This is a genomic window from Seohaeicola zhoushanensis (assembly GCF_014656415.1).
Taxonomy (GTDB): Bacteria; Pseudomonadota; Alphaproteobacteria; order Rhodobacterales; family Rhodobacteraceae; genus Seohaeicola_A; species Seohaeicola_A zhoushanensis.
The window spans coordinates 82,747-99,772 of record NZ_BNCJ01000005.1 but is presented as its reverse complement, the minus strand read 5'-3'; the positions used below and the strand labels follow the sequence as shown (position 1 = coordinate 99,772).

The 17,026-nt window shown below is 68.8% G+C and carries 19 protein-coding genes; 4 read left to right on the top strand and 15 right to left on the bottom strand.

Annotation, left to right across the window (positions count from 1 at the left end):
* Positions 1–119: 119 nt before the first annotated feature.
* Complete coding sequence (locus tag IE266_RS11540) at positions 120–872, top strand: heme-dependent oxidative N-demethylase family protein (protein WP_189680244.1); 753 nt, start codon at positions 120–122, stop codon at positions 870–872.
* Positions 873–903: 31 nt separating this feature from the next.
* On the opposite strand, the gene IE266_RS11535 is transcribed toward IE266_RS11540, so the two are convergent.
* The 9 genes from IE266_RS11535 to IE266_RS11495 all read right to left on the bottom strand — a co-directional run bounded on the left by IE266_RS11535 (position 904) and on the right by IE266_RS11495 (position 10,371).
* Positions 904–1,839, bottom strand: a complete 936-nt coding sequence (locus IE266_RS11535; RefSeq protein WP_189680243.1) for a 2-hydroxyacid dehydrogenase — start codon at positions 1,837–1,839, stop codon at positions 904–906.
* A 4-nt stretch (positions 1,840–1,843) separates the two neighbouring features.
* Complete coding sequence (gene rodA, locus IE266_RS11530; protein ID WP_189680242.1) at positions 1,844–2,995, bottom strand: rod shape-determining protein RodA; 1,152 nt, start codon at positions 2,993–2,995, stop codon at positions 1,844–1,846.
* Positions 2,992–4,941: a penicillin-binding protein 2 gene (mrdA, locus tag IE266_RS11525; RefSeq protein WP_189680241.1), complete on the bottom strand. Its 1,950-nt coding sequence runs from the start codon at positions 4,939–4,941 to the stop codon at positions 2,992–2,994. The genes rodA and mrdA overlap by 4 nt, the downstream gene beginning before the upstream one ends.
* The gene (locus IE266_RS11520) at positions 4,938–5,477 is read right to left on the bottom strand and encodes a rod shape-determining protein MreD (protein ID WP_189680240.1); all 540 of its coding nucleotides are present in this window, start codon (positions 5,475–5,477) and stop codon (positions 4,938–4,940) included. The genes mrdA and IE266_RS11520 overlap by 4 nt, the downstream gene beginning before the upstream one ends.
* Positions 5,470–6,369 (bottom strand): rod shape-determining protein MreC, encoded by a 900-nt coding sequence (gene mreC / locus IE266_RS11515; protein ID WP_189680239.1) that lies wholly within the window; start codon positions 6,367–6,369, stop codon positions 5,470–5,472. Before mreC ends, IE266_RS11520 begins: the two co-directional genes overlap by 8 nt.
* Positions 6,370–6,428: 59 nt before the next feature.
* Positions 6,429–7,475, bottom strand: coding sequence for a rod shape-determining protein (locus tag IE266_RS11510; RefSeq protein WP_189680238.1), 1,047 nt, complete (start codon positions 7,473–7,475; stop codon positions 6,429–6,431).
* 151 nt (positions 7,476–7,626) lie between these two features.
* Positions 7,627–9,186 (bottom strand): trimethylamine methyltransferase family protein, encoded by a 1,560-nt coding sequence (locus IE266_RS11505; protein ID WP_189680237.1) that lies wholly within the window; start codon positions 9,184–9,186, stop codon positions 7,627–7,629.
* Positions 9,187–9,393: 207 nt separating this feature from the next.
* Complete coding sequence (locus tag IE266_RS11500) at positions 9,394–10,083, bottom strand: HAD family hydrolase (protein ID WP_189680236.1); 690 nt, start codon at positions 10,081–10,083, stop codon at positions 9,394–9,396.
* 3 nt (positions 10,084–10,086) lie between these two features.
* Positions 10,087–10,371, bottom strand: coding sequence for a DUF3572 domain-containing protein (locus tag IE266_RS11495; RefSeq protein WP_189680235.1), 285 nt, complete (start codon positions 10,369–10,371; stop codon positions 10,087–10,089).
* A 94-nt stretch (positions 10,372–10,465) separates the two neighbouring features.
* Here IE266_RS11495 and IE266_RS11490 point away from each other — a divergent pair, with 94 nt between their 5' ends.
* Positions 10,466–11,839, top strand: coding sequence for a diguanylate cyclase (locus IE266_RS11490; RefSeq protein ID WP_189680234.1), 1,374 nt, complete (start codon positions 10,466–10,468; stop codon positions 11,837–11,839).
* Positions 11,840–11,843: 4 nt separating this feature from the next.
* On the opposite strand, the gene IE266_RS11485 is transcribed toward IE266_RS11490, so the two are convergent.
* From IE266_RS11485 to IE266_RS11470, 4 genes are read right to left on the bottom strand one after another with little or no spacing between them, the layout of a single operon-like run.
* Positions 11,844–12,335 carry a periplasmic heavy metal sensor gene (locus IE266_RS11485; RefSeq protein ID WP_189680233.1) on the bottom strand — a complete coding sequence of 164 codons (492 nt, stop codon included), beginning with the start codon at positions 12,333–12,335 and terminating at the stop codon, positions 11,844–11,846.
* Positions 12,335–12,694 (bottom strand): hypothetical protein, encoded by a 360-nt coding sequence (locus tag IE266_RS11480; RefSeq protein ID WP_189680232.1) that lies wholly within the window; start codon positions 12,692–12,694, stop codon positions 12,335–12,337. Before IE266_RS11480 ends, IE266_RS11485 begins: the two co-directional genes overlap by 1 nt.
* Entirely contained in the window at positions 12,687–13,301 is a 615-nt protein-coding gene (locus IE266_RS11475) for an RNA polymerase sigma factor (RefSeq protein WP_229864045.1), read from the bottom strand. The genes IE266_RS11480 and IE266_RS11475 overlap by 8 nt, the downstream gene beginning before the upstream one ends.
* Positions 13,302–13,306: 5 nt before the next feature.
* Positions 13,307–13,795 (bottom strand): EF-hand domain-containing protein, encoded by a 489-nt coding sequence (locus tag IE266_RS11470; RefSeq protein WP_189680231.1) that lies wholly within the window; start codon positions 13,793–13,795, stop codon positions 13,307–13,309.
* A gap of 195 nt (positions 13,796–13,990) precedes the next feature.
* Here IE266_RS11470 and IE266_RS11465 point away from each other — a divergent pair, with 195 nt between their 5' ends.
* Positions 13,991–14,392, top strand: coding sequence for a DUF983 domain-containing protein (locus tag IE266_RS11465; RefSeq protein ID WP_189680230.1), 402 nt, complete (start codon positions 13,991–13,993; stop codon positions 14,390–14,392).
* 17 nt (positions 14,393–14,409) lie between these two features.
* Positions 14,410–15,105: an NUDIX hydrolase gene (locus IE266_RS11460; protein WP_189680229.1), complete on the top strand. Its 696-nt coding sequence runs from the start codon at positions 14,410–14,412 to the stop codon at positions 15,103–15,105.
* A gap of 6 nt (positions 15,106–15,111) precedes the next feature.
* Here IE266_RS11460 and IE266_RS11455 read toward each other — a convergent pair whose 3' ends face one another.
* Entirely contained in the window at positions 15,112–16,011 is a 900-nt protein-coding gene (locus IE266_RS11455) for an EamA family transporter (RefSeq protein WP_189680228.1), read from the bottom strand.
* 21 nt (positions 16,012–16,032) lie between these two features.
* A complete protein-coding gene (locus tag IE266_RS11450; protein ID WP_189680227.1) occupies positions 16,033–16,941 on the bottom strand; it encodes a fatty acid desaturase in 909 nt (302 codons plus the stop codon).
* Between the last annotated feature and the right edge of the window lie 85 nt (positions 16,942–17,026).

The window sequence follows — 17,026 nt, the reverse complement described above, 5'->3', positions numbered from 1 at the left end:
CCCCTCGGTCTGACGCGCGTATCCTGCGGGGGGCTGGATGGCCCGTCCGCCCCGCAAGCGACGCTACGGCATGTCGTTTTCGGCACGACAGCGCGCGCGGGGGCGGCTAACCAGCGGGCATGACCGATGTCCTGCACACCCGCATTCCCTTCGATCCCTTCGACCAGCCGCCGCTGCCGGGGATCCGCCCCTTTGACATGGGCGACTGGCTGGTGGCGGACGAGGCCTTTGCCGGGCAGATGGCGCTGCGCGACCAGCTGATCGCCGGGCGGCCCGAGGCGGTGCTCTACCTCGAAGAGGCGGCGCGGCCTGCTGCCGAGGAGCTGCTCGACACGGTTCTGCAGGCCATTGCGCCGGATGCCGTCGACACGGTGACGCGCGCCGACGGGGTGCGGGTGTCGATCGACCGGGCCAACCCGATGGCGACGCTGGGCCGGCTGGTGCAGGAAGACTTCTGCATCCTTGAAAAGCGTGGTGACGAGCATGTGCTGACGGCGGCGGTGCTCTGCTTCCCGGCAAGCTGGACCCTGTCCGAGAAGGCCGGGCGTCCGTTGCTCGGGATCCACGAGCCGGTGGCGGAATACGACGCCGGGATCGCCGCGCGGGTGCAGCGGCTGTTCGACGGGGTGCGGGTGGGGATGCCGCTCTGGCGGTTCAACCGGCTGTGGTATGTCGACGCCGCGCTGCACCAGCCCCGGCGGGCCAGCGAGCGGCGGCCGCGCCCCGAGCCGGGCGTCGGCGGATACCTCAGGAGCGAGCGGCAGTGCCTGGTGCGGCTGGAGCGCAGCCGGGCGGTGGTCTTCTCGATCCACACCTACGTGCTGGGGCGCGATGCGGTGCTGGCCCAGGGCCTCGATCCGCGGGGGACGTAAGGAGTAGGGCGGGGTTTACCCCGCCGCGCCCTCAGTAGCCGGCGGTGCGATCGACGAGGTGCAGCAGCGGCTCGCCCGCCTCGAAGCGGCGCACGTTCTCGGCCAGCACCCGCGAGGCGCTGGGCGCGCGGGTTTCCGAGGCGATATGCGGCGTGACGGTGACGTGCGGGTGGGTCCAGTAGCGATGCTCGGCCGGCAGTGGCTCGACGCGGAAGACATCCAGCGTGGCATGGCCGATATGGCCCGCATCCAGCGCGGCGAGCAGGGCTTCGTCGTCGATCAGCGGGCCTCGGCCGGGGTTCACGATCATCGCGCCCATCGGCATCCGCTCCAGCGCCTCGGCGTCGATCAGGTTCTGCGTCGCCGGCGTATCCGGCAGCAGCAGCACCAGGATCTCGGCATGGGTCAGCGCGGCCTTGAGCCCCGCATCGCCGTGATGGCAGCTGACGCCTTCGACCGTCTTGGGCGACCGGCTCCAGCCCGCGACGTCAAAGCCCAGCCCCGCCAGCGTCGTGGCGCAGACCGCGCCGAGTTCGCCCAGGCCCAGCACCGTCACCCGGCGGTCCTGCGCCAGCGGCGGGAAGTCCTGCGGCCAGTCGCCGGGGGCGAGGCCGCGGATGTGCTTGTCCATCCCGAGGTGGTGGCGCAGCACATGGCCGGTGACGTATTCGACCATGCCACGGGTCAGACCCTCGTCGACCATGCGGGTCAGCGGCACCTTCAGCGTTGGATTGCCGGTGATCTTCTCGACCCCCGCCCAGATGTTCAGCACCGCCTTCAGCCGGGTGTAGGGCGTGAAGTCCTGCACCGCGCTGTTGGGGGCGTAGACGATGTAGTCCACCTCCGCGGGCGCGAACTCCGTGCGCAGGTCGAAGTCGATCCCGGCCTCGCGCAGGGCGGTGCTCAGCGGCTCGCGGTAGCTGTCCCAGCGCTGGGGCAGCGCGGCGAAAAGGATGTTGACAGTCATGGGATTACCTCGTGCGCCCGCGCGGGCGGTGGACATGGGCGCTCTGCACGATCCCGAAGGCGGCCATCAGCACCAGCATGGCGGACCCGCCGTAGCTGACCATCGGCAGCGGCACGCCGACCACCGGGGCCAGGCCCATCACCATCGACATGTTCACGGCGAAGAACAGGAAGAAGTTGATGGCGATGCCCAGCGTCACCAGCGAGGAATAGCGGTCGCGGGTGGCCAGCGCAGTGGCGATGCAGAACAGGATGATGAGCGCGTAGAGCGTCAGCAGCGAGACGCCGCCGACAAAGCCGAATTCTTCGGCCAGCGTGGTGAAGATGAAATCGGTGTGCTTCTCGGGCAGGAAGTTCAGCCGCGACTGGGTGCCCTGCATGAAGCCGCGCCCGGCCCAGCCGCCCGATCCCAGCGCGATCTTCGACTGGGTGATGTGATAGCCTGCGCCCAGCGGGTCTGAGGCCGGGTCGAGGAAGGTGTCGATGCGGCGGAACTGGTAGTCCTTGATGAGCTGCCAGCTGGTGCCCCGGCTTTCGAAGACCGCCGCGACCAGGCCGACGCCCGAGGCGATGACCACCGCGAAATAGGCCCAGTGCACCCCGGCCAGGAACATGATCCCGCCGCCCGCCGCCAACACCAGGATAGCGGTGCCAAGGTCGGGCTGCTTCAGCACCAGCGCGGTGGGCACCAGGATGATGAGCACAGGCACCAGCACCCAGAAGGGGCGCGAGACCTTGTTGGGCGCGAGCCAGTCGTAATAGGCGGCCAGCACCATCACCAGGGTGATCTTCATCAGCTCCGAGGGTTGCAGCCGCATGAATCCGATGTCGATCCAGCGTTGCGCGCCCTTGCCCTCGACCCCGATCAGCTCGACCGCGATCAGCAGCACGACCGACCCGGCATAGCCCAGGGCCGAGACGTTGCGCCAGAACCAGATCGGCACCATGGCGACGAAGAGCATGGCCGCCAGCCCGAGGGCAAAGCGCTTCATCTGCGGTTCGGCCCAGGGCTGGAGCGAGCCGCCGGCGACCGAGTAGAGCTGCAGGAAGCCGACGCCGGCGACGCTTACGATCAGCAGCGTCAGGCCCCAGTTCAGGTAGAGCACCTTGGAGAGGCCGCTGGGCGTCGATTTGACGTTATACTCAAGATAACTCATGCGCGGCCGCTCTCGGTGCCGGCGCGTTCGATCTGTTCGCGCTGCAGTCGTTCCTGCTGGGCCTTGATGCGGTTGCGGTCGGCTTCGGGGTAGGCGGCGAGCGGCGGGGTGCCCTCGTAGAGCGCCTGGAGCAGCACGTCGCGGGCAATCGGGCCGGCCACGGTCGAGCCGCCGCCGCCATGTTCGACCACCACGCAGCAGGCGTATTTCGGCTTGTCGAAGGGCGCGAAGCTGACGAAGAGCGCGTGGTCGCGCCGGGCCCAGGGCAGGTCGGCGTTGTTTATGACGCCCGAGGCGCGCTCGGCGGCGGTGATGTTGCGCACCTGGCTGGTGCCGGTCTTGCCGGCCATGCGGAAGGCGTCGTCGATGATCCGGGCGCGATATGCGGTGCCGCGCCGGTCGTTGGAGACGGCGAACATCGCCTTGCGGATCTGGCGCAGGTTGTTTTCGTTGAGACCGAGCGAGCCGCCGCCCGTCACCGGCGTTTCCACCCCGTCCACCGACTTTACCAGGCGCGGGTCGATGGCGCGCCCGGTGGCGATCCGGGCGGTCATCACCGCGAGTTGCAGCGGCGAGGCCAGCAGGTAGCCCTGGCCGATCGAGGCGTTGACGGTGTCGCCGACCAGCCAGTCCTGCTTGTGGACCCGCTGCTTCCACTCGCGGTCCGGCGTCAGGCCGGCGGCGACCGCCGACATCGGGATGTCGTGGCGGATGCCCAGGCCGAAGCGGTTGGCCATGGCCGAGATCTTGTCGATCCCGACCTTAAGGGCGAGGTCGTAGTAGTAGACGTCGCAGCTCTGCTTCAGCGAGTTCTCGAGGTCGACATGGCCGTGCCCGGCGCGCTTCCAGCAGTGGAAGCGGCGGCCCGAGACCTCCAGGTGGCCGGGGCAGTAGACAGTGTCATTGGGCCGCACGAGTCCTTCCTCGAGCGCCGCGAGCGCGGTGATCATCTTGAAGGTCGAGCCCGGCGGATAGGCGCCTTGCACCGACTTGTTGGCCAATGGGCGGTGGTCGTCGTTGGTCAGCGCCCGGTAATCGGCGACCGAGATGCCGCGCACGAAGAGGTTGGGGTCGAAGCTCGGCGCCGAGACGACCGCGCGCAGGTCGCCGGTCTCGCAGTCGATCACCACCGCGCTGGCGCTTTCGCCGGTGAGGCGGGCCTGCACGTAGCGTTGCAGCTCGGCGTCGAGCGAAAGTTGCAGGTCGGTGCCGCGCTGCCCCTCGCGCCGGTCGAGTTCGCGCATCACCCGGCCGGTGGCGTTGACCTCGACCCGCTTGGCGCCCGCCTTGCCGCGCAGGCGCTCTTCCTCGCGCGCCTCCAGCCCGACCTTGCCGATCTGAAAGCGCGGAATCCGCAGGACCGGCTCGGGGTCTTCGATCCGCGACAGGTCGTAATCCGACACCGGGCCGACATAGCCGATCACATGGGCGGTATCGGCATCGCGCGGATAGATCCGGGTCAGGCCCACCTCGGGCGTGATGCCGGGCAGGGCGGGGGCGTTCACCGCGACCCGGCTCAGCGCCTCCCAGTCGACCCGGTCGGCCAGCGTCACCGGCAGGAAGGGCGTGGTGCGGGTGCGCTGGATCTCGGTGCGGGCGCGGGCAAGCTCCTCGGGGTCGAGCTCGATCAGCGTCGCCAGCCGGGCGATCACCTCCTCGACGTCGCCGGCATCCTCGGGGACGATGATGATGCGATAGCTCGGCGCGTTGCGCGCCAGCGGCACGCCGTTGCGGTCGAAGATCTCGCCCCGAGTCGGGGCGATCAGGCGGATGTTGACGCGGTTCTCCTCGGCCAGCAGGCGGAACTGGTCGGCCTGTTCGACCTGCATGTAGCGCATCCGCGCCGCCAGCATCCCGACGAAACCCAGCTGCAGCCCGCCCACGACCAGCGTGCGCCGCGACAGCTTGCGGTGCGAGAATTCGGTATCGCGGTGCTGGCGTCTCATCCGCGTGCTCCCATGGCGCCGGCATCCCCCGGCGTCGGGCGGCGCACGCCCATCAGCGCCTGGGTGACCAGCGCCACCAGCGGATAGGCCACAATGGTCAGCACCATCTGGATCACCCCCAGACCGAAGGCCGGCAGCGGCACCATCATTATGCCCAGGATCAGCCGGTTCAGCAGGGTGATGCCGGTGACTACCAGCGCCACGGCGGCCCATTCCCCGATGAAGCTCGCCTCGCTCAGGCCGGCGGTGCGATACTTGAGGTATTCCGCCCCCAGCACCACCAGCAGCGCCCAGAGCCCCGGCGGGCGCTGGAACAGCAGGTCGGCCAGCAGCATGATGCCGGCCAGCAGCAGGGGCGGCACGAACTCGGGCCGGCGCAGCACCCAGGCAAAGGCGAAGGCCAGCAGCAGGTCGGGCGGCGCCCAGCGGCGCGGCAGGGTGTCGAGCGGGATCAGGTGGAAGAACATGATCGTCAGCGCCAGGGCGCCAAAGGCCACCCGCATGGCCCAGACATGTGCGCTGGCCCGTTCAGCCATCGCCCGCCACTTTCTTTTGGGGCACGGCGTCCTGCAAGGGCAGCACCAGCCCGCCCGGATCGCTCACCGTCTCGGTGCCGTGGTGGCGCAGGACGCGCAGGAATTCGAGCCGCTCGTAGTCGGCCGAGAGCCGCACTCGCAGCCGCCCAGAGGGCGTCGCCGCGACCTGGCCGATCAGCAGGTCGGCGGGAAAGACGCCGCCGTCGCCGGAACTCACCACCCGGTCGCCGGGGCGCACGGTGTCGGGGTTCTCGAGGAAGTCGATCAGCGGCGCGGCGGTATTGTCGCCCTTGATGAGCGCGGTCTGGCCCGAGGGCTGGATCGTCGCCGGCACCGCGCTCGCCGCGTCGGTCAGCAGGATGACGCGCGAGGTGGTCGCCCCGGTGCCCGAGATCCGGCCGACGAGGCCGATCCCGTCCATCGCCGCCCAGCCGTCGACGATGCCGTCGCGCGCGCCGACGTTCAGCAGCACCGACTGGCGGAAGGGCGAGCCGCTGTCGGCCATAACCACCCCGGTCACGAAGGTCAGCCGCGGGTCGAGCCTCACGTTGTTGAGGTCGAGCAGGCGGGCGTTTTCCTGTTCCAGCTGCAAGGCCGCCTCTTTCCAGGCCTGCATCTGGCGCAATTCGCTGCGCAGCTCGCGGTTCTGCTCGGTCAGGCGCTGGTAGCTCTGGAAGTCGCGGATCAGGTTGATTGTGGCGGTCACCGGGGTAAGCGCCCATTCCATGTTGGGCACGACGGCGTCGACGACCTGGGCGCGGAACTGTTCTACCCGCGGGCTGTCGATTCGCCAGACCAGGAAGATCGCGGCAAGACACAGGCCCAGCACACCCAGCAGCAGCCGGCGCAGCGGGTCGGTATAGTCATCGCGCTGTGATCGGTCCTTGGCCAATGCTGCCCTCTTGGTAACCTGACCCAACGGGGCGGAGCGTCACCCGAAAGGTGCGCGCCTCAGCTGTCGTAGTCAATCGCGTGGCGCAGCTGCTTCTCGTATTCCAGCGCCTTGCCGGTGCCCAGAGCGACGCAGTTCAAAGATTCGTCAGCAATCGAAACCGCCAGCCCGGTCTGCTCGCGCAGCGCGAGGTCCAGATCGCCCAGCAGCGCGCCGCCCCCCGTGAGCATCACGCCGCGGTCGACGATATCCGCCGCCAGGTCGGGCGGGGTGGCTTCCAGCGCGGTCATCACCGCCTCGCAGATCTGCTGGACGGGTTCGGCCAGCGCCTCGGCCACCTGGGCCTGGCTGATCTCGATTTCCTTCGGCACGCCGTTCAGCAGGTCGCGGCCGCGGATCTGCATCGAGCTGCCGCGCCCGTCGTCGGGCATCCGCGCCGTGCCGATGGAGGTCTTGATCCGCTCGGCGGTCGATTCGCCGACCAGCAGGTTCTGCTGGCGGCGCAGATACGAGATGATGGCCTCGTCCATCCGGTCGCCGCCGACGCGCACCGAACGGGCATAGACTATGTCACCGAGCGACAGGACCGCCACCTCGGTGGTGCCGCCGCCGATGTCGACGACCATGTTGCCGGTCGGGTCGGTGATCGGCATCCCGGCGCCGATGGCTGCCGCGATCGGTTCCGCGATCAGCCCCGCCTTGCGCGCGCCGGCCGAAAGCACCGACTGGCGGATCGCGCGTTTCTCGACCGGGGTGGCGCCGTGGGGCACGCAGACGATGATCTTGGGCTTGGAGAAGGTCGAGCGCTTGTGCACCTTGCGGATGAAGTGCTTTATCATCTCCTCGGCGGTGTCGAAGTCGGCGATCACGCCCTCGCGCATCGGCCGGATCGCCTGGATCGAACCCGGCGTGCGCCCAAGCATCAGCTTGGCGTCCTCGCCCACGGCCAGCACCTTCTTCACACCGTCCTTGATGTGATAGGCGACGACGGAGGGCTCGGAAAGGATCACGCCCCGGCCCTTGACGTAGACCAGCGTATTCGCCGTGCCGAGGTCGATTGCCATGTCCGCGGTGAACAGACCGCCGAGGAAATCGAAGAAGCCCATCTATTTCTTATCCCGTACCATCGCCCCATGGCCCGCGACTCATGTATCGGCGCAGGCGCCCTCTTATAGGCGTGGATAACCCTGTCCGAAAGGCCGGAATCAGCCTGCTACAGCGAGGTTACGCCGATCATGCCGCGGCAGGACGTCCTGCCTAGAAATCGGTCGGCGCGCCGCCTTCCGCTTTGCGTCGTGCCACGAAATCGGCCAACTCCTCGCGGATGCCCGGATCCATCGGCGGGGCCTCGAAGCTGCCGATGATCTCCTTGAACATGTGATGCGCCCGCTCGGGCGTCCAGACCGCGCCGGCGGCCTCCCAGCCCTCGAAGTTCTTCCAGTCGCTCAGGAACGGCTGGTAGAAGGCCGTGGTGTAGCGGTCCTGCGTGTGCTGGATGCCGAAGAAGTGACCGGAGTTGCCGACCTCCCTGATCGCGTCGAAGGCGATGTCGTCGGGGCCGGTGGCATAGGTGTCGGGTTCCATGTAGCGCTGGATCTGCTGCAGGATCTCGCAGTCCATGATGAATTTCTCGGGGCTTGCGATCAGCCCGCCTTCGAGCCAGCCGGCGGCGTGGTAGACGACGTTGGTGCCCGATTGCACGGCTGCCCAGAGGCTGTTCGAGGTCTCCCACATCGCCTGTCCGTCGGGCACGTTGGCCGCGCAGACCCCCGACGAACGCACCGGCAGCCCGTAGAACCGCGCGAGCTGCCCGGTCATCTGGGTGGCGCGCATGTATTCCGGCGTGCCGAAGGCCGGCGCGCCCGATTTCATGTCGACGTTGGAGGTGAAGGTGCCGATCACGCAGGGGCAGCCCGGAACGACATACTGGAACAGCGCGATGGCGCAGAGCGCCTCGGCGATGGACTGTGCCACCGCGCCCGCCATCGTCACCGGCGCCATCGCGCCGGCCAGGGTGAAGGGCGTCACCACCACCGCCTGGCCGCGCCGGATCATCCGCAGGCAGCCGTCGATCATCGGGAAGTCGTGCTTGAGCGGCGAGGTGGAGTTGATGTTGGTATACATCCGCGGCTTGGCGCGGAATTCCTCCTCGGTGAGGCCGCTGGCGATCTTCACCATCTCCATCACGTCCTCGACTCGCTCCTTGCCGAGCGAATAGGCGTGCATCACCTTGTCCGTCAGCGTCAGCTTGTCATAGAGCACGTCGAGGTGGCGGATCGAGGCGTGCAGGTCCACCGGCTCGACCGGGTAGCCGCCGGCGAAGTGGATGCAGTTGAAATACTGCGTCAGCTTCAGCAGGTTGGCGCATTGCTCGCGGGTGCCGGGCACCTTGCGGCCGATCTCCATGTCCCAGTAGTTCGGCGGCGAGGAGACATTGCCGAACAGCAGGTATTGCCCGCCGATGATGAGCTCGCGGTCGGGATTGCGAGGGGTCAGCGTGAATTGCGCGGGCGCGCGGCGCACCATCTCCATCACCCAGTCGCGGCCCATCTTCACCAGCTCGCCTTCGACCTTGCAGCCGGCCTGCCTGAAGATCTCCAGCGCCTCGGGGTTCAGGAAGACGATGCCGATCTCCTCGAGGATGCGCATCGCGCCCTCGTGGATCGCCATCACGCCTTCCTGGCTCAGCGGTTCGGTCGGACGGTCGACGTTCACCGGCAGGCGCCAGGGCATCTGCTCGATCACCGCATGTCCGCGCCGGGCCGCGTTGCCCGCCCGTCCGCCGCCGCGCCGCCGTTTGGTTTCGGTATCCGCCATGATGACCTCCGCAGATGCTGTGCTTCAGATGAGCGCAGGCGGCACCGCCATGCCGCGCTGATTGCGACCGACCAGGTCGCTTTTGCCCGAAAACAGGTCTCGGACGGGGGATGTCGCAAGGGAGTATTTGGAAAGAGAAGAAGCAGGGGACGCGCGCTCCTGGCTTCTTCTCTTGTCAAATACTCAAAGGCGCGCTTGCCGCCCGCCTCAGCGGTCGAGCCAGGCGGGCAGGTGGCCGATGTCGGGCAGCACCACGTCGGCATGGGGCGCGAGGTCCTCGTGGCCGGCCACGCCGGTCAGCACGCCGACGGTATGCATCCCGGCGGTGCGTCCGGCGAAGAGGTCATGGGTGCTGTCGCCCACCATGGCGATTCGCGAGGGGTCGACGCCGATGGCGCTGGCGAAGGCCAGCAGCTGGCCGGGGCCGGGCTTGGCGCCGTGGCCGCTGTCGCAGCCGGCGATGAAGTCGAAGAGCTCGCGCACGCCCGCCGCCTCGAGATGGGCGAGCGCCGGGGCCTCGGTGTCGTTGGTGGCAAGGCCCAGCCGCAGCCCGCGCCGGCGCAGACCTTCGAAGAAGGGCACCAGCGGCAACACCTCGGCCTGGGTGACGATCTCGGCCTCGGCGTTGATGAGGTCGAATAGCGCTTCCTCGGTCATCTCGGGCACCAGCGGTGACATCACCGCGGCAATCTCGTGCGGGGTATTGGCGATCACCAGGCTGCCCGGCTCGAAGCGATGGGCGGAGAGGTCGAAGCCGATCTCCTGGCCGATCCGGATCGCGCGGGCACGGTCGTCGCCGGCGATGCGCAGCAGGAGACCCTCGGCCCAGCGGGCCCAGGTGCTGGTGAAGTCGAACAGCGTGCCGTCCTTGTCGAAGATCAGGGCGTCGATGGTCATGGCTCAGGTCCAGTTCGGCATCTGGCCGCCGGGCAGGGCGGCGCGGGCATGGGCGATACGCTCGTAGGGCAGCGATTGGGAATCGCAGAAGCCGGTGACCCAGGCGTCATCCATCAACAGGAAGTCGAGCACTGCCGCCAGCACCTCGGGCGAGCCGGCCGAGGCGCGCAGGTCGCCCTCGGAGATGCCCGAGGAGCCGAGGAAGACGGAGAGCAGGTCATCCTGCGCGGCGATCCAGGCCAGGGCCTGCAGCGCGAGGGTTTCGGCGGCATCGGAGGAAACGGACAAATCAGGGGGCCTTCTTCTGAACCGGAAAGGGTTTGTTAACGTCTATGGTAAACACTTCCTTCACAGTTAGAAATAGCCCGGAAAGGCTCCGCAGGTGCAGGCCAGCGTTCTGATCGTCGACGGCATCGTCACCAACCGCATCATGCTGAGGGTGCAGCTCTCGGCGGCCTATTACCACGTGGTGCAGGCCGAGCGGATGGAAGGCATCGTCGCGCTGGTGCAGCGCACCCAGCCCGACCTGATCGTCTGTGCCATGACGCTGCCCGATGGCAACGCGGTGGCGCTGCGCCAGGCCCTGCAGGCCGATCCCGCGCTGGCGGCGATCCCGGTGCTGGCGATCACCGATCAGAACGACCGGGTCGCGCGGATGCGGGCGCTGGCGGCGGGGCTCGACGACGTGCTGGCGCAGCCGGCGGATGACCGGATGCTGCAGTCGCGGATCCGCAGCCTGCTGCGGGCGCGCAGCAGTGCGCAGGACCTTGGCGTCTCGGGGCCGCCGTCGCTGGGATTCGGCGAGGGGGCGGGCCTCTTCGCCGCGCCGGCGCGGGTCGCCGTCCTGGCCGGCAGCCCGGTCCTGGGGCGCAGCTGGACCGCGGCGATGCAGGCGCGCGGCGGGCATCGCTACGTGCTGGCCGGCGCGGAGGGCCTCGCCGGGCTGATGACCGTGCCGGTGCCCGAGGCCTTCGTGATCCGCATCGGGCCGGGGGGCGAGCGGCGCGGGCTCGACCTGCTGGCGGACCTGCGGGCGCGGCCGGCGACCTGCCACGCGGTGCTGATTGCGGTGGTCGACCCGCCCGGCGCCGCCGCGGCGGCTGAGGCGCTGGACCGCGGCGCCAGCGACGTGCTGGCCGAGGGGTTCAACGCCGAGGAACTGGCGCTGCGCCTGGCCACCCAGTTGCGGCGCAAGGCGGTGGACGACCGGCTGCGCGCGGAGGTGCGGACGGGCCTGCGCGAGGCGGTGATCGACCCGATGACCGGGCTATACAACCGCCGCCACGCGCTGCCCTGGCTGACCCTCACCGCCCGGCGCGCCGCCGAGACGCGCCGGAGTTTCGCGGTGATGCTGGCCGATCTCGACCATTTCAAGCGGATCAACGACCGCCACGGCCACCCGGCGGGCGACGCGGTGCTGATCGAGACCGCGCGCCGGCTGGGCGGGGCGCTGCGCCCGCAGGACATGCTGGCGCGGATCGGTGGCGAGGAGTTCATGCTGGTGCTGCCCGAGACGCGCCAGGGCGAGGCCTCGTCCATCGCCGCGCGGCTCTGCCGCGAGATCAACAGCCGGCCCTTCGCGCTCGACGGTGGCAAGCGGGTCGCGGTCACCATCTCGATCGGGGTCGTGGTCGGTGCGCGGCACGGGGCGGGTGCGGCCAGCGCCGAGACGCTGATTGCCCAGGCCGACCAGGCGCTCTACGCGGCCAAGGGCGGCGGGCGGAACAAGATCTCGCTGGTCCGCGCCGCCGCGTGATGGGTCAGTCCCGGTCGAACCAGCCGTGTTTCTTCGACTTCGGCTCGATCGCTTCGAGCAGCCGCTCGGCATAGTCCTCGCGTTCTTCGGCGCTCATCGCCGAGACGCGGGCGAGCCAGGCCTCCTGGGTGCCGGTGAACCATTTCGACTGGCGGGTGAACTGGTCGCGCACCAGCGAGCCGAGCGCATCGGCGTCGAAGGGCGTCTGGCGCAGCACGCCGGCGATCCGCTCGGCATCGGCCTTGCGGCCTTCGCCACGGTCTTCGTCGCGCAGCTTGCGGATCTGCTCTCGCATGGCGGCGCGGTCCTGTGGCGGCATCGCGCGGTAGAGCGCCGAGCCGACCGAGGGCGGCGGGCGGTGCCCCTCGGGGCCGCCGAAGCGCATGGCCGCGCCGACGCCGAGGCCGATGAACAGCAGGTTCAGCGCCAGCGATCCGATCAGCAGGGCGCGCAGCCACCAGCGGCTGCGGGCGGGTTGCGGGGCGGGCGTGTCCATCATCCATCCTCCGAAAGGGCGAGGGCAAGGTCACTGCCCTGGAAAAGGTCGTAGCTGGTCTGGCTCTGTCCGAAGAGGCCGACCGGGTCGGGCAGGCCGGCGGGCGGGGCGAGGCCGATCCAGAGGCCGGCGGCACAGGCGGCGGCAAGCCCGCCGACACCGAACCAGCCGCCGATCGCCTCGGCCAGCTGCGCGCGCCAGCCGGGCATGGCGGGGCGGGGCGCCTGCCGTTCGTCCAGCACGCGGCCGGCATCCGCCAGCATTCGCGCTGCCAGGGCGGGTGGCAAGGCCGGCGGCGCCGCGCGCGCGGCGGCGAACAGGTCGTCAAGCGGACCGGTATCGAATTCGCGCTCAGTCATCGTCATACCCCAGTTCTGCGCGCTGCCCGGCGAGGATCGCCGCCAGCGCCCGTTTGCCCCGGGCGGTCAGGCTCTCGACCGCCTCGGTGCTGATTTCCATGATCCCGGCAATCTCCGGGTTCGCCAGTTCCTCGATGTGACGCAGGACAACCGCCTCGCGCTGCCGCTCGGGCAGCTGCATCAGCGCGACCTGCAGCGCATCGTGGCGTTGCGCGTCGAGCATCCGCCGCGCGGCGCCTGGCGCCGGATCTGCGGGTTCGGCGACCTCGTCCAGCGCCGCCATCCGGCCTCGCGACCGCCGCCGGCGGTCGGTCACCAGGTTCAGCGTCACCCGGTAGAGCCAGGTCGAAACCCGCGCCTCGCCGTGCCGCCAGTCCGGCGCGATCCGCCAGAGGCGCAGCATCGCTTCCTGCGCGACATCCTCTGCCTCGGCACGATCCCCCAGCAGCCGCAGCGCCAGCCCGAAGGTCCGCGGCCCCAGCCGCGCCGTCAGCTGCGCCGCCGCCTGGCGGTCGCCCGACGCGAAGGCGGCCAGAAGGGCCGCCTCCTCGTCGCCCCGGACCGAGGAGTCGTCCGGGGCTTCGATTATCCTGGCAGGTGCTGCCACGAATGTCAGTTCTTCGGCTTGTGCATCTCGTCGCGATGCTTGCCCATCCCGTCCTTGTGCTCGCGCATCCGGTCCTTCATCTGGGCGAATTCCTCTTTCGAGATGGTGCCGTTGCTGTCGGCATCAATCCGGTCGAACATCTTCGCCCCACGGCTGGCCTGCGGCATTTCCTCGGCGCTGAGCACGCCGTCGCCGTCCTTGTCGAGGTTCTTGATCATCGCCTGCACGCGCTCTTCGGTGCGCTTGTTCATCTCGGCGGTCAGTTCGGCCGCGTCGAGCTTGCCGTCGCCATTGGCGTCGGTCTCGGAGAAGCGCGCCTGTGCCTTGGCCTGGATCTCTTCGCGGGTGATCTCGCCGTTGCCGTCGGTGTCGAGCGACTCGAAGTCGACATGACCGCCGCGCATCGGGAAGCCGGGGCCCTTGGCCAGAACCGCACCAGCGCCGAGCGACAGGGCGCCTGCGGCCAGAACTGCGATCAGATGTGCTTTCTTCATTCGTCTCTTCCTTCTCAACCTGCCGGGCTGTCTCGCTCCGACCATGCTTCTCTTACGCGGCTCGCCCGGGTTTCCGTCGCGGGGAGGCGCAGAAAATTTCACGCGGCGTTTTGCGACATCCCGACGCACGGACATTCTGACCACTTTGTCCCGCCGCCGATATGCCTATGTTGCGGGTTCTGGAGACTCGCGAACATGACTGACCAAAGTATTGTAGAGGCCGTTGCGGCCGATGATCGCCCCCTGCGTCCCGCGCTGCTGCGCGGCTGGCGGCGCAAGTGCCCGAATTGCGGCAGCGGCCCGCTGCTGAAGGGCTATCTGAAGGTGGCCGACAGCTGCAGCGTCTGCCGGCAGGAACTGCACCACCACCGGGCCGACGATGGGCCGGCCTATCTGACGATCCTGATCGTCGGCCACCTTATGGCGCCGCTGCTGCTCTTCGTCTTCGAGACCTGGCGCCCCGAGCCGCTGACGCTCTTTACCATTTTTTCGGTTGGCTGCGCCGCGCTATCGCTCTACCTTCTGCCCCGGCTGAAGGGGGCGATCGTCGCCTACCAGTGGGCCCGGCAGCTGAACGGATTCGGCAGCCCGGCCTGACCCGGCGTCGAGGGACCATGACCGAAGACAAGACCGCCGTCAGAAACGCGGCAACCGTGATCGTCCTGCGCGACCGATACACCACCCCGTCCATCCTGATGGGCCAGCGCGGCGCCTCCGCCGCGTTCATGCCCAACAAGTTCGTCTTTCCCGGCGGCGCGGTGGACCGCGCCGACGCCGCGGTTTCGCTCGCCGAACCGCTGCCCCCGGTCTGCCACGCCCGCCTCGGCGAGGATTCCGAGCCCGACATGCAGGACATCCTGGCGCTTGCCGCGATCCGCGAACTCTGGGAGGAGACCGGCCTGGTGCTCGGCATCCCCGGCGCCTGGCAGGAGGAGATTCCCGAGGACTGGCGCACCTATGCCGCGACTGGGCATCTGCCCTCGGCCGCCGGGCTGCAGTTCGTCTTCCGCGCACTGACCCCGCCGGGCCGACCGCGGCGCTTCGATGCGCGCTTCTTCCTGGTCGATGCCGATCTGATCCAGGGCGATCTCGACGATTTCACCCATGCCACCGACGAGCTGTCGCACCTGCAGTGGATCCCGCTGACCGAGGCGCGCCGCTTCGATCTGCCCTTCGTGACCGAGGTGGCGCTGGCAGAGGTGGCCGCGCGGGTGCATGACACCAGCCCGCCGGCCAATGTGCCCTACCTGCGCAACGGCGCGGAAGAGAGCCTGTTCCTGCGCCTCAAGGGCTATGCCCAGCCGGATTAAGCCGGCTCAGATCACCAGCACCAGGATCAGGATCGACAGGCCCAGCAGGGCCATGCCGCCGATCTCGCGCCCGGTGATCTTCTCGCGAAAGAACAGCACCGAGGCGAGAAGGCTCAGCACCATCTCGACCTGGCCGAGCGCGTTGACATAGGCGGCGTTCTGCAGTGTGAAGGCGAGGAACCAGCAGAACGAGCCGCCGAGACTGGTCAGCCCGACCCAGGCGGCGGTGCGGCGCGCGCGCCAGACCGCGGTGATCTGGCCCTTTTCGCGCCAGGCTAGCCAGAGGCCCATGGCGATGAACTGCATCCCCACCACGGCCGCCAGCGTCACGGCCGCGCGCAGCACCGGCTCGGCCTCGACCTCGAGCGAGGCGCCGCGATAGGTGACGGCGGAGAAGGCGAAGAGCACGCCCGAGGCCAGCCCGATCAGCGGCGCGCGCCCGGTCAGCTGGCGCCACCAGCCATCCTGCGAGTCGGGCGAGCGCGACAGCAGCAGCACGCCGACCAGCCCGATCACGATGGCCCCGAGAGCGGCGGTGCTGATGCCCTCGCCCAGGATCAGGAAACCGACCAGCGCGGTCTGGATCACCTCGGTCTTCTTGAAGGTGATGCCCACCGCGAAATTGCGCTGCTTGAACAGCATGACCACGCAGACCGTGGCGAGGATCTGCGTCAGCCCGCCGATGGCGGCATAGATCCAGAAATGCGCGCCCACCTGCGGGATCGGCCGCCCGCTGATCGCCGACCAGGCCAGCAGCCCGCCGATCACCAGCGGCGCCGAATAGGCGAAGCGCGCGAAGGTCGCACCGCCAACGCTGAGGCGGCTTCCGCTCAGCAGTTTCTGCAGCATGAACCGCAATGTCTGGAAGACGGCGGCGGCGAGGGTGACGGGGATCCAGAGGCTCATGGCCCCTTCAATGCACGCGATTCAGTCCTTCCGCCAGAGCGGATGCGCCACCGGATCCTTGGTCCTGAGGAAATAGCGCCGGAACACCTCGCCGTAGGAGCGGAAGACATAACCCTCGTTATAGGTGAGGAAGCGCGCCTTGCCCGACCGGTAGAGCGCCGGCAGGTGGTACCAGGCGACACTCGGGTTCATGTGGTGCACGACGTGGAAGTTGTTGTTGAGGAAGAGCAGCGCCAGCGGCCCGCGATCCTCGACCACCACCGACCGCCCGCGCGGCTTGTCATGGGCCTGGTGCTCGAGGAAGGTGCGGATCTTCAGAAGGGCGACGGCGATATAGACGGCGGCGAGGTAGGCCGGCACCGACATCGGCGAGACGACCACGATCCAGAGCACCAGGACCACGCCCAGCAGGTGCAGCGCCCAGGCCAGGGCGATGGCGCGGTCGGCCCGCGCCAGTTTCCACTCGCTGCGCAGGAAACACCAGGTGCCCACCACCGGCCCGACCAGCATGCGGCCGGCCAGTGTGTTGTTGAAGCGCAACAGCGCCCGCAGCCAGCCAGGCATCGCCGCCCAGACCGCCGGGTCGAGGTAATTGCTCTCCGGATCGTCGTAAGGATCGGTCAGGCGGGCATCGCGGTGATGCGCCAGGTGCAGGTCGCGGAAGCGGCAATAGGGGTAGAGCAGGTTCAGCGGCAGCCGCATCACCAGCTCGTTCAGCCAGATCGCCGGGGTGGGGTGGCCGTGAAGAACTTCATGGATCAGAGAGGCATGGAGCGCGATCATCACCGCCGTAACCGGTATCGCCAGCAGCGGCATCCGCGGCGCGAGCCAGAACAGCGCCAGCGCCCATCCCGCGTAGCAGGCGACGATCAGCGCCACCGTCGGCCATTCGATAGCCTGCACGCGGACTGCGCCGCGTGGTCCCGTCATGCTTGTCATCCGTTCCCCGGAATTCTGTCCCTGTGGATAAGGGAGCATATTTCCGCCGAGGTGATAATCCGGAATATGGTGAACA

Excerpts from the sequence above, each read along its gene's own strand:
- IE266_RS11540 (WP_189680244.1), top strand. The coding sequence starts at position 120 with ATGACCGATGTCCTGCACACCCGCATTCCCTTCGATCCCTTCGACCAG.
- IE266_RS11535 (WP_189680243.1), bottom strand. The coding sequence starts at position 1,839 with ATGACTGTCAACATCCTTTTCGCCGCGCTGCCCCAGCGCTGGGACAGC.
- rodA (WP_189680242.1), bottom strand. The coding sequence starts at position 2,995 with ATGAGTTATCTTGAGTATAACGTCAAATCGACGCCCAGCGGCCTCTCC.
- mrdA (WP_189680241.1), bottom strand. The coding sequence starts at position 4,941 with ATGAGACGCCAGCACCGCGATACCGAATTCTCGCACCGCAAGCTGTCG.
- IE266_RS11520 (WP_189680240.1), bottom strand. The coding sequence starts at position 5,477 with ATGGCTGAACGGGCCAGCGCACATGTCTGGGCCATGCGGGTGGCCTTT.
- IE266_RS11510 (WP_189680238.1), bottom strand. The coding sequence starts at position 7,475 with ATGGGCTTCTTCGATTTCCTCGGCGGTCTGTTCACCGCGGACATGGCA.
- IE266_RS11505 (WP_189680237.1), bottom strand. The coding sequence starts at position 9,186 with ATGGCGGATACCGAAACCAAACGGCGGCGCGGCGGCGGACGGGCGGGC.
- IE266_RS11500 (WP_189680236.1), bottom strand. The coding sequence starts at position 10,083 with ATGACCATCGACGCCCTGATCTTCGACAAGGACGGCACGCTGTTCGAC.
- IE266_RS11485 (WP_189680233.1), bottom strand. The coding sequence starts at position 12,335 with ATGGACACGCCCGCCCCGCAACCCGCCCGCAGCCGCTGGTGGCTGCGC.
- IE266_RS11480 (WP_189680232.1), bottom strand. The coding sequence starts at position 12,694 with ATGACTGAGCGCGAATTCGATACCGGTCCGCTTGACGACCTGTTCGCC.
- IE266_RS11470 (WP_189680231.1), bottom strand. The coding sequence starts at position 13,795 with ATGAAGAAAGCACATCTGATCGCAGTTCTGGCCGCAGGCGCCCTGTCG.
- IE266_RS11465 (WP_189680230.1), top strand. The coding sequence starts at position 13,991 with ATGACTGACCAAAGTATTGTAGAGGCCGTTGCGGCCGATGATCGCCCC.
- IE266_RS11460 (WP_189680229.1), top strand. The coding sequence starts at position 14,410 with ATGACCGAAGACAAGACCGCCGTCAGAAACGCGGCAACCGTGATCGTC.
- IE266_RS11455 (WP_189680228.1), bottom strand. The coding sequence starts at position 16,011 with ATGAGCCTCTGGATCCCCGTCACCCTCGCCGCCGCCGTCTTCCAGACA.
- IE266_RS11450 (WP_189680227.1), bottom strand. The coding sequence starts at position 16,941 with ATGACGGGACCACGCGGCGCAGTCCGCGTGCAGGCTATCGAATGGCCG.